We start from the raw sequence: 10,883 nt of genomic DNA, 5'->3' as shown, positions 1-10,883 counted from the left end.
TCCGGTGAGGAGTTATTTGTTTATAGGTAACAAAAAATGCCGTATTTATGCGGCTTGTGGCGTTTCGCAAACGCCTAATTATATATTTGTCTTGAGAGGAGGGAGAGAATGGAAAAGAACCAAAAGTCACACATTATGGAACTTGGGTGTTAGATAAAGAAAAAGATATTAAAATTGAATGTTATGTAATGGATAATGAGGAAAGAGTTTTATCATTACGAGGAGCAGCAAGAACAATTGGACTTACTGGTAATGGAAGCCAGGCACTTGCAAGAAATTTAAATGCTCAATGGATAGCACCTTATCTAAGCGATAAATTAAAAAATTGGTTAGAAAAAGCAAATCGAAATGAGTTGCCTACATATAAAGGAGTTCGAGGACGTAAATTTTTACCTTTTGAAGCCTCATTATTTGTGGATTTATGTACTGCATATATAGACGCTATGCACGATGGAGTGCTTCAAACGGAGAAACAAGTGCAGACGGCTAAAAAATTATATGCAATTATGACTGCATTTGCTAAAACGGGCCTTGTGGCAGTTATTGATGAGGTTACAGGATATCAGGCTGACAGGGATAGAGATGCACTTCAGAAAGTACTAGAAGCTTATATAAGTGAAGAGTTATTGCCATGGGCCAAAAGATTCCCAGATGAGTTTTATAAACAAATGTTTAGATTGAAAGGATGGGAGTATAAAGGTAAAGCGAAGACACCATATGCAGGTAAACTTACTAATGATTATATTTATCATTACTTACCCCAAGGCGTATTAGAAGAATTGAAAAGCAAAACACCAAAAAGTCGTGCTGGAAATAGAACTAATAGATTTCATCAACATTTAACAGAAGATACGGGTCTTCCTAATCTGGATAAGCAATTGCAACAAACTATTGCGTTGATGAAAGCGTCAGATACATGGGATGAATTTGAGAAATTATTTAAGAAGGCAATGGGTGAACCGGTGCAATTAGAGTTAGATATTGCAGAAGATAAATAGTGATAACACAATCATGATAACAAATTGATAACACCGTTCAGTACAGTTTGTGGACTTTGGACAGTGGAACACATATTAAACCAGATAGAACCATAATTCCTATACAAAAGTGTATAGTGACAAGATTTTATTTGCGAGTTTGAGTAAAGGCAAATGTTTGTTCGCAAACCTCATTATTCAGTTTTTTGTAAAAATGAATAATCTATACACTTTAAGGTTCTGAATCTACATAGTAGGTTCGGAGCCTTATTTTTGTGGGAGAAGAGAGGTTTTGTGAGCAAATATGGTTCACTTTTACTGGATAATAGAAAGTGCGAAAAAGTGGATAATGGAGTGTGTGAATGAACATAGTGTTTTTTCTAAAAGTGATTTTTGGGAAAATTGAAATCCGTCAGAAACCGCATAAATAAAGGCTTTACAGGAGCAGGCTTGAAAATCCCCAAAAGTGAAAATAGGAAAAATCCATGTTTTTGGGAAGAAAAACTCTCTTTTTGGGAAAGAACTCTTCGTTTTTGGGAAATACATTTCTCTTTTTTTCAAAATGTATTTTTCCTTTTGGGGAAGAAAAAGTTCTTATTTTTCTGGAATAAAAAATGCGAGTGCAATTTTGAAACGTATGAGATTTTCAGGAACAGAACAAGGCATTTTGGGGAGTGACGTTCTCTTTTTGGGAAAGGAGAAGCACTATGCGGAAAAAGAATTACAAGCTAAACAATAGGAGAAAAATATGGGAAAAGAAAATGGAAAGAATGTAGGATTCCCTGAGAATTTTGTCTGGGGTGCAGCAACGAGTGCATATCAGATCGAAGTTGCAGTAAAAGAAGATGGCAAAGGTGAACACATCTGGGATGTGTATACAAAAGAACCTGGGAAAGTATATTCCGGCCACACCGGCGAAGTGGCATGCGACCATTATCACAGATATAAAGAAGATGTTCAGTTAATGAAAGAAATGGGCCTGAAAGCTTATCGCTTTTCCATCGACTGGTCACGGGTTTTACCAGATGGATTTGGGAAGGTGCATGATCCAAACAGAATTGATTTTCTTGCAAGATATTTACAGGAACTGAAAAAGGCAGCAGAGGAAGTAGATATCAGAGGATATTTCCAGTGGTCTTTGATGGATAATTTTGAATGGGCAAAGGGTTACTCAGACAGATTTGGACTTGTATATGTAGACTACAGGAACCAGCAGAGAATTATGAAAGATTCAGCATTCTGGTATAAACACGTGATAGAAACAAATGGAGTCGAATTATAAAAAGAAGAGACCGGATATGAAGATCCATCTTTTTGCGATCTGATGTGGAAAATCTGGAGAAGAATCATTAGGTCCGGCAGAAGTATTGAAGCTTCATGAGGTTTCAGTAAAAGAATTCCAGACGCTTGTGGCAACAGGGGAAGTGAAGCATGTTGCAGGCCTTGCAGCGTGGGCACGCTGGATGAGCAGAGAAGATGAAAAATAATGGAATATCATGGACTGGTGTCTTATAACACGGACAAATATCAGGAAGATCATGTATCCTGGTGGGACTGTGTCGATGTGATCTCTTCCAGCGGATATTATCCAATTGATCAATGGGAGCAGGAACTGGATCGTATCGAAAAAACCGTCTTAAAATATAGGAAACCATTTTTCTTCGCCGAAGCGAGATGTATGTCGCGAAAAGGTTCCGGGATGATTCCGAATAACCGGGAATTGCAGGGAGAACTTCTCCTGGAAGAACAGTGTGAATGGTATCGCGCAATGTTTGAGGCCTGTAAGAAACGACCATGGCTTCGTGGCTTTGCTTTATGGGAGTGGGCACCGAAGCTGCCTTCTGCTTCCGAGGCATGGAAGGACGACAGCTATGAAATATGTGAGAAACCGGTGCAGGAGATAATAAAGAGATTCTATGAGCATGAGGCAGGAACCCCATTAATGTAATATTTGTAAAGGAAAAAGAACAGTCTGTTTTGATGGGATTAATTTCTGTTATGACAGATTGTTTTTTCTATTCCATTATCAATAGTTGATTTGCGGAAAAACATCGAAATATATGTGTCGTGAGGAGAAGTTTATGCTGTATATAATACTATTAGCTGAGCTATATGGACATATGTCAAAAATATTATTGACATATGCCTTTTATAGAACTATTATATAAGAAAAGCAAGAAAGGAGCAGTTTATGCCGAGACCAGTAAAATGCAGAAAAGTTTGCCATTTCCCCGATGTTTTAGAATTCTTTCCGGCAGATGATACTGAGAAAAAAACACCTATTGTTCTGACGGTAGATGAGTATGAAACCATCCGTCTTTTGGACAAGAAAGGTTATAGTCAGGAGCAGTGCGCAGCATCTATGCAAGTCGCAAGAACAACCGTTCAACGAATTTATGAGATTGCCAGGAAGAAAATAGCAGATGCACTCATTGATGGATATCCGCTTAAAATTGAAGGTGGAGATTTCAAAATCTGTGATGGTCAGAGCAGTAATTGTGGACTTGGAGGATGTTACAAGCAGGAGCTTCATCAAAAATATGCAGCGGAAAAAGGAGAAGGTATCATGAGAATAGCAGTAACGTATGAAAATGGACAGATTTTCCAGCACTTTGGACACACAGAGACATTTAAGATTTACGATGTAGAGGAAGGAAAAGTAGTACATTCAGAAGTAGTAGATACGAATGGAAGCGGACATGGCGCATTGGCAGGAGTTCTTAAAGCATTGAATGCAGATGTTTTGATCTGTGGCGGAATCGGAGGCGGCGCACAGACAGCGTTAGCGGCAGCCGGCATTAAACTTTTCGGAGGAGTTTCCGGAGATGCGGATGAAGCAGTAGAAGCTTTTATCAATGAAACACTGGAGTATAATCCGGATGTGAAATGTTCTCATCACGAGCACAGCCACGGGGAAGGACATACATGTGGCGAGCATGGATGTGGAAGCCATAGCTGTCATTAAGAAAAATAGCAAAAAATAATAATACAAAAGAATGTGTCAAGGTAATGGAGAAAGGCAACTGTTGACTTTTGCTTTTTAGCGTGCTAAAATCAAGAGTGTAGAAAAACAAAGACGTTTTGCAGTCATTATTGCAAAGCGTCTTTTTATTTTATCAGCAGTGATAAAGAGTGTGCGGTAAACAGATAATACAGAAAAGGAAGAATGCTTTATGAAAGAATTGTTATTTTTGCTTGTATTGTTTGTTTCTAATGTTATTCAGGCTATCACAGGGTTTGCCGGTACGGTATTGGCGATGCCGCCTTCCGTTTATTTGCTTGGGCTGGATCATGCAAAGGTGGTCCTGAATGTTATGGCCTGGCTGTCCGGACTGATGATCGCAGTGACCGGATATCGACATATAAACTGGAAAGAATTGCTTAAGATGTCTGCGGTCATGTTGGTTGGAATGTTTGCAGGGATACAGATCTGCCGGATCGTGAAATCTGAAAATATTCTTCTGACAATATATGGAATCATAATCGTCGTAGTTGCATTAAAGAATCTGTGCATCCATACAGAGAAAAAACTTCCGGATCTCATTTTGTGGATAGTTCTGATCCTGGCAGGGATAATTCATGGTATGTTTGTATCAGGAGGGGCTTTACTTGTGATCTATGCAACACAGGTACTGAAAGAAAAAGAAGAATTTCGTGCGACAGTGGCCCCTGTATGGGTGGTGCTGAATTTTTTTCTGATGGTTACCCAGTTCAGGAGCGGCCTGGTTGGAACGGCAGATATTCGACTGATCTGTATCAGTATCCTGCCATTACTTATAGCTACATGGTTAGGTAAAAAGCTGGTATGTAAAGTATCTCAGAAGGTATTTCTGAATCTGACTTATATACTGCTTCTGATATCTGGAGTATCTTTGATCGTCTGATGCAGTTGATCACAGGAAGCTGCGGTGGAGAAAGGTGTATAAATATGGCAGTAACATTGCGTGAGATCATAAAACAGGTACAGCATCTGGAGATGAAGCTGGTAGCAGGTGAGACAGGACTGGATCATGAAGTGTCATGGACGCATATGGTAGACAGCGACACGATTTCTGCATTTCTGCAGGGACAGGAGCTTACTTTTACAACTGGATTAGGACTGAATGAAAATCTGACTCTTCTTCGTCTGGTAAAGGAAGTATGGCGAAACAAAGCCAGTGGGATCGTGATCAATACAGGGCCTTATATCAGTGAGATCGGACAGGATGTTATTGATTTTGCAAATGAAAAGGGATTCCCGGTATTTGAAGTACCGTGGAGGGTTCGAATGGCTGAAATCATGCGGATCATATGTTTTGCAATAACAAAAGAGCAGCAGAACGCAATTGAGGTTGCGACGGCACTGAACAATGCCTTTTTATGTCCGTCCCAGGAAGAACTGTATGTTTCGGCACTGATGAGAAAAGGGTATTTTACAGACAGTGCATATACGGTTGTGAATGTGTGTGTTCTGGAAGACAATGATCGTGTAACAGGAACAAGGTTAGAGCAGATTTTATCTAAACTGAGCAGTCATATCCGCTGTAATTATAATGGGATTTTGTATTGTGCCCAGGATAAGCAGATCCTTCTGGTTTTGTGTGATTATTCTGATGAAGCATGCAGAAAAACTACAGAGAGGATTTTTCAGATACTATGCAGGATGGTATGTCAGAAGGAACAGATTTTTGTAAGTGTAAGTAAGCAGATTTCCGGGATCAGGCAGATTTATAAGAGCTATCAGTTTGCGGAAAAAATGTCTGATCTATTATGTGTCTGTCAGGTTCCGGGCGAGCAAAGCACAGATGGCGGAAAGATTATTTTTTACAAAGATCTTGGGATTTACAGGGTACTGCTCACACTTACAGATAAGGAAGCAATAAAAGAATATCTGGCAGATACAGTAGCTCCATTGTATGAATATGATGAGATGAACCACTCAGATCTGGTCAGAGTACTTCAGTGCTACCTGGCTAACGACTGCAGTGTCAAAAGTGCGTCACAGGAATTGATCGTACATCGAAATACAATTAATTATAAGCTTGGAAAGGCTGCTGAGATACTTGGAAAAAATCTTTCTGATTTTGATGTGCGTTTTCAGCTGAGGCTGGGTTTCCTGTTATATCAGATGAATGAAATGTAAAAGGAAAATGCGGCAGTAGAATAATAACGATTGTGCTGCAGCACAAAAATAATTGGATAGATGTCTATTGCAGACAGCCAGTGTCGAGAGTAATATATGACTCAGATAAGACAAAGGCGTCTGGTTCACAAATGAATGTGGGCCGGGCGCTTTTCTTATTCTACAACAAATAATAAGTTTGTTTACCGCAAAAATGAACAATATTTAAAACTGAATTACAGATAAAGAGGAGGAAGTTATTATGAGTTTAACAGGAAAAGAAGTAGCACAGATGCACAAAGATTATGTGATGCAGTCATGGGCAAGATCAGGAGCAGATACTTTACCGGTAGAAAGAGCCGAGGGAATTTATTTTTACGATTATGATGGAAAAAAATATGCAGATATGGCTTCGCTTCTGGTGTGTTCCAACCTCGGACATGAGCTTCCGGAGATCGTTGAAGCGATCAAGGAACAGGCTGATAAGATGTGCTTCATGGCACCGGCATATGCATCCGAGCCTAAGAGCATGCTGGCAAAAATGCTTGTAGAAGCAGCAGGAGCAGATACATACAAGAGAGTTTTCTTCACAAATGGTGGAGCAGAATCTAATGAGAATGCTATAAAAATGGCACGTATGGTAACCGGAAGAACCAAGATCTTTTCCTGCTACAGAAGCTATCATGGAGCTACACTTGGAGCATCCAATGCTTCCGGTGACTGGAGAAGATATGCAGCAGAGATCGGTGGTGCAAATGGGTTCGTACACTTTATGAACCCTCAGATGTATCGTGACGGATATACAAAAGGAGTTGATGATGCAGAGGTAACGAAAAAATATCTGGATGCGCTGGATCTGCAGCTCAGATATGAAGGCCCCGGAAATGTGGCAGCGATCCTGATGGAGTCTATAGTAGGTGCAAACGGTGTCATTCTTCCTCCAGACGGATATATGGAAGGTGTCCGTGCACTTTGTGACAAATATGGAATCCTTCTGATCTGTGATGAGGTTATGGCAGGATTTTACCGTACAGGAAAAATGTTTGCATTTATGAATTTTGACATGAAACCGGATATCATTACATTTGCAAAAGGTGTTACCTGTGGTTATGTACAGCTGGGCGGATGTATTGTAAGTAAAAAGGTTGCGGAGTATTTTGAGAAAAATGTTCTTCAGTGCGGACTTACTTACAGTGGACATACACTTGCATGTGCAGCTGGTGTAGCAGCAATGAAATATTATAAAGAACACGACATCGAGGGCCATGTAGCTGAGATGCACGAGATCGTTGCTCCGTTTATGGATGAGATGGTAAAGAAGCATAAATGTATTGGTGAAGCAAGATGTATCGGTTTGTTCGGTGCACTTGAAGTAGTCAAGAATAAAGAAACCAGAGAACCGATGCAGGAATACGGCGTACCCGGACCGGTAATGCCGTGGATATTTGCAGAATTAAAAAAACGTGGCTTTGCAACCTTCGGACGTGAGAACTTTATTGAAATCTGTCCGCCACTGATCATCACGAAAGAGGAGCTGGAAGAGTATCTCCCGATCCTTGATGAAGTGCTTACAATGGTCGATGAAAAATTTTGTGACTGATAAAGCAGGAGGTAGCCTATGAACTGGGATTATCTACAGCCGGTAAAAATTCATTTCGGCAAAGGCAGAGTAAAAGAAATCAAAGAAATAGCCAGAGAGCTTGGCTGCAAAAGAGGCCTTCTGGTGGCAGGACCGTTTTTCTTTAAAAGCGGTCTTGCCGAAAAGGTCATAAAAGAGTCAGAAGGAATGATCGTTGCTTCTTTTGGAGATGTTTCTCCAAACCCGGACGTTGCAGAGGTAGATGCCTGTGCGGAAGTGATCCGGCAGAAAAATATCGGATTTGTGGTAGCACTGGGTGGAGGCAGTCCCATGGATTGTGCCAAAGCAGCTGCCAGTGTAGCTCTGACTCCGGATTCCATCCGTAAGTATCATGGAACCGGAGTAGCAATGCCGGAGAAACATCTTCCACTGATCGCAGTTCCTACGACTGCAGGAACAGGAAGTGAAGTGACCTGTGTATCAGTTCTTTCGGATCATGCAAATGGAAAAAAAGCGCCGATCGTATCAGAGGGATTTTATCCGGCAGCAGCTATCATTGATCCGGAACTTACTTATACAATGCCACCGCAGGTTACGGCAGGAACAGGAATTGATGTTCTTTCCCATGCGATCGAAGGCTATTGGAGCAAAGGTCATCAGCCGATCTGTGATGTACTTGCGATGCATGCAGCAGAACTGGTATTCAAATATGTTTACAGAGCATACAGGAAGCCAGATGATGAGGAAGCAAGGGAGAAAATGTGCGAAGCATCTTTGATCGCAGGATTGGCGTTTACTTTACCGAAAACTACTTCGTCCCATGCGTGTTCATTTCCATTGACCAATATTTATCACATCCCGCATGGCGAGGCGTGTGGCCTGACCCTGGATTATTTTATAAGAATCAATGCAAAAGGCGAAGGTGGTGAACGTGTAGAGGAATTTGCCAGAAGGATTGGATTCAAAGATGCAGAAGAGATGGCGGATGCAGTTCTTGAATTAAAGAAAAAAATGGGATTGCGGTGTGATCTGAAGGATCTGGAGCTTGATGATGATCAGATTGCGGAGCTGGTTCGTATCAGCAGACATCCGAACCTTTATAACAATCCGGTGGAGATCACAGACGAGATGCTGGATGAGATGTATCGATATCTGGCCGGAAAGTGAAAGATTTTGATTGAATATTGAAAAAAATAATGATAATATAGAGAGAGACGATGGAGTCCGGATACTTTGGTATCTGGGCTCTTTTTGTATTTATGGATGGGAGATGAAGGATTATGAAACTGATCACAGCAATCGTAAGACCTGAGAAAGTGATGGACGTCATCAAAGCACTGGAGCAGGAAGGATATTTTGCTTTTTCAAAATGGGCAATTTCAGGAAGAGGTAAGGAAAAAGGAATTCAGGTAGGGGATGTCCTTTATCAGGAAATGGCAAAAAACATGCTGTATATTACTGTTGGGGACAAAGAAAAAGATGAGGTTGTAGATATTATCATTAACAGTGCAAAGAGTGGGCAGTATGGACATTATGGTGATGGAAAAATTTTTGTTTCCGATATCAGTGAGGCATATACGATCAGTGAAGAAACCAGAGAAGATGATGATGAATGATATGCTTGATGAAGCAGGAGGATATATATGGGTGAAAGAAATAAAAGAACAAAATTAAAAAAATCCATGGGACCTGGTTCAATCTGGGCAGTTGCAGTCGGTTCCATCATTGGATGGGGATGTTTTATACAGGGTGGTCTCTGGACAGAACGTGCAGGTGGACCGCTCCCGCTGTTTCTGGGATTTCTGGCAGGCGGTCTTTTAATGATCGTGGTAGGCTACAGCTATTCTTATATGATCGCAAAATTCCCGGTAGCGGGTGGTGAATTTGCCTATGCATATAAAGGCTTTGGAAGAACTGCTTCGTACATATGCGGATGGATGCTGTCGCTTGGATATCTGTCTATTGTAGCTTTGAATGCAACGGCACTTCCGGTATTGGCATCCTATATTTTTCCTGGAGTCTTTAACAGAGGTTACCTGTATACAATTGCAGGATATGATGTATATATGGGTGAAGTCGGATTATCCCTGTTCTTTATCATACTTTTTGGGATCATGAATTACAAAGGTGCGAAATCTGTAGGAAATCTTCAGCTTGCGATGGTCCTTATCATGTGTGCAGCGGTTGTTGTATCAGTCATTGGTGTGATCGCAACAGGACATTTTGATGCTTCAAACTTGCAGCCGGCATACGGAGCCGAAGGCAAGTCTCTTGGAAGCGGTTTTGTATCTATCCTGGCATTGGCTCCGTTCCTTTATGTAGGATTTGACTGTATTCCACAGGCGGCAGAAGAATATGATTTTCCACCACAGAAGTGCAAAATGCTGATCATTTCAGCATTGATCGTAGGTGCTTTGATCTATGGTGCAATGGCACTGGTGACAGATTGTGTTGTTCCCTGGCAGCAGGTTCTGACTATGACAGATGGGAATGGAACTCTTGTAAAATGGCATACAGGTGCAGTTCTTGATCTTGCAATGGGAAAAGTTGGTGTGTGCTTTGTGGCACTGGCAGTGTGCATGGGGATTTTTACCGGTATGAACGGATTCTTTATGACATCCAGCCGTCTTTTATTTGGTATGGCAAGAGCAAAAATGCTTCCGTCAGCTTTTGAAAAGGTTCATCCGGAGCATAAAACTCCGTCCATATGTGTTGGGTTTACCATGATCATCTGCTGTATCTGCCCATTTTTCGGCAGAGAAGTGATCGGCTGGGTTGTAGATATGTGTTCCGTAGGTACTGCGTTCGGATATTTCTTTACCTGTGCAGGTGCTTATATTCTTCTGAAAAAATATGGCGATGATACAGATACAAATAAAATCCATCCGGCAGTAGCAATGGGCGGCTGCGTGATCTCTGTTGTAATATTACTGCTTCTGATCGTGCCCGGTTCTCCTGCATTCATGGCTCCACAGTCCTTTGCAGCACTGATCGTGTGGGTGTTGATGGGAGTTACCTTCTATTTTGTTTCAAAGAAAAATTTTGCGAAAGTCACTAAGAGAGAAATGGATTATCTGATTCTTGGAAATGTACAGGTAGTTCGAGGACTGAGAAAAGGAAAAGATCAGGGAAGAGTTGTACAGGGAAATATTGTAGCTGATCAAAGTAATAAATCTTAAAAGGTAATAAAACGGCTGCAGGCCTATAATACTTTCAGGGTAACGGA

At 41.1% G+C, this 10,883-nt stretch carries 11 protein-coding genes; all 11 read left to right on the top strand.

The window, feature by feature from the left end; translation table 11 throughout:
* The first annotated feature begins 146 nt into the window (after positions 1-146).
* The 11 genes from EAI83_RS14690 (at position 147) to EAI83_RS14640 (ending at position 10,836) form a co-directional block, all read left to right on the top strand.
* Positions 147-998, top strand: coding sequence for a P63C domain-containing protein (locus EAI83_RS14690; RefSeq protein WP_129975908.1), 852 nt, complete (start codon positions 147-149; stop codon positions 996-998).
* A gap of 445 nt (positions 999-1,443) precedes the next feature.
* A complete protein-coding gene (locus EAI83_RS14685) occupies positions 1,444-1,716 on the top strand; it encodes a hypothetical protein (protein WP_129975906.1) in 273 nt (90 codons plus the stop codon).
* Positions 1,717-1,725: 9 nt separating this feature from the next.
* On the top strand, positions 1,726-2,259 hold the full coding sequence (locus tag EAI83_RS14680; protein ID WP_129975904.1) for a family 1 glycosylhydrolase: 534 nt from the start codon (positions 1,726-1,728) through the stop codon (positions 2,257-2,259).
* A 204-nt stretch (positions 2,260-2,463) separates the two neighbouring features.
* Complete coding sequence (locus EAI83_RS14675) at positions 2,464-2,925, top strand: glycoside hydrolase family 113 (RefSeq protein ID WP_243113518.1); 462 nt, start codon at positions 2,464-2,466, stop codon at positions 2,923-2,925.
* A 243-nt stretch (positions 2,926-3,168) separates the two neighbouring features.
* Positions 3,169-3,942, top strand: coding sequence for a NifB/NifX family molybdenum-iron cluster-binding protein (locus EAI83_RS14670; RefSeq protein ID WP_129975902.1), 774 nt, complete (start codon positions 3,169-3,171; stop codon positions 3,940-3,942).
* 208 nt (positions 3,943-4,150) lie between these two features.
* Positions 4,151-4,861 carry a sulfite exporter TauE/SafE family protein gene (locus tag EAI83_RS14665; RefSeq protein WP_021652660.1) on the top strand — a complete coding sequence of 237 codons (711 nt, stop codon included), beginning with the start codon at positions 4,151-4,153 and terminating at the stop codon, positions 4,859-4,861.
* A gap of 44 nt (positions 4,862-4,905) precedes the next feature.
* Positions 4,906-6,099: a PucR family transcriptional regulator gene (locus EAI83_RS14660; RefSeq protein WP_161206387.1), complete on the top strand. Its 1,194-nt coding sequence runs from the start codon at positions 4,906-4,908 to the stop codon at positions 6,097-6,099.
* 241 nt (positions 6,100-6,340) lie between these two features.
* On the top strand, positions 6,341-7,678 hold the full coding sequence (locus EAI83_RS14655) for an aminotransferase class III-fold pyridoxal phosphate-dependent enzyme (protein ID WP_129975898.1): 1,338 nt from the start codon (positions 6,341-6,343) through the stop codon (positions 7,676-7,678).
* 18 nt (positions 7,679-7,696) lie between these two features.
* A complete protein-coding gene (locus EAI83_RS14650) occupies positions 7,697-8,824 on the top strand; it encodes an iron-containing alcohol dehydrogenase family protein (protein ID WP_129975896.1) in 1,128 nt (375 codons plus the stop codon).
* A 113-nt stretch (positions 8,825-8,937) separates the two neighbouring features.
* Positions 8,938-9,273 (top strand): P-II family nitrogen regulator, encoded by a 336-nt coding sequence (locus EAI83_RS14645; protein WP_015525489.1) that lies wholly within the window; start codon positions 8,938-8,940, stop codon positions 9,271-9,273.
* A gap of 27 nt (positions 9,274-9,300) precedes the next feature.
* The gene (locus tag EAI83_RS14640; protein WP_129975894.1) at positions 9,301-10,836 is read left to right on the top strand and encodes an APC family permease; all 1,536 of its coding nucleotides are present in this window, start codon (positions 9,301-9,303) and stop codon (positions 10,834-10,836) included.
* The last annotated feature ends 47 nt before the right edge of the window (positions 10,837-10,883 follow it).

Origin of the sequence: Blautia sp. aa_0143 (assembly GCF_004167315.1) — a bacterium.
GTDB classification, from domain to species: Bacteria; Bacillota; Clostridia; order Lachnospirales; family Lachnospiraceae; genus Blautia_A; species Blautia_A fusiformis.
Note: the sequence above shows the minus strand (reverse complement) of the source record. Positions and strands in the feature narration are given on the sequence as shown.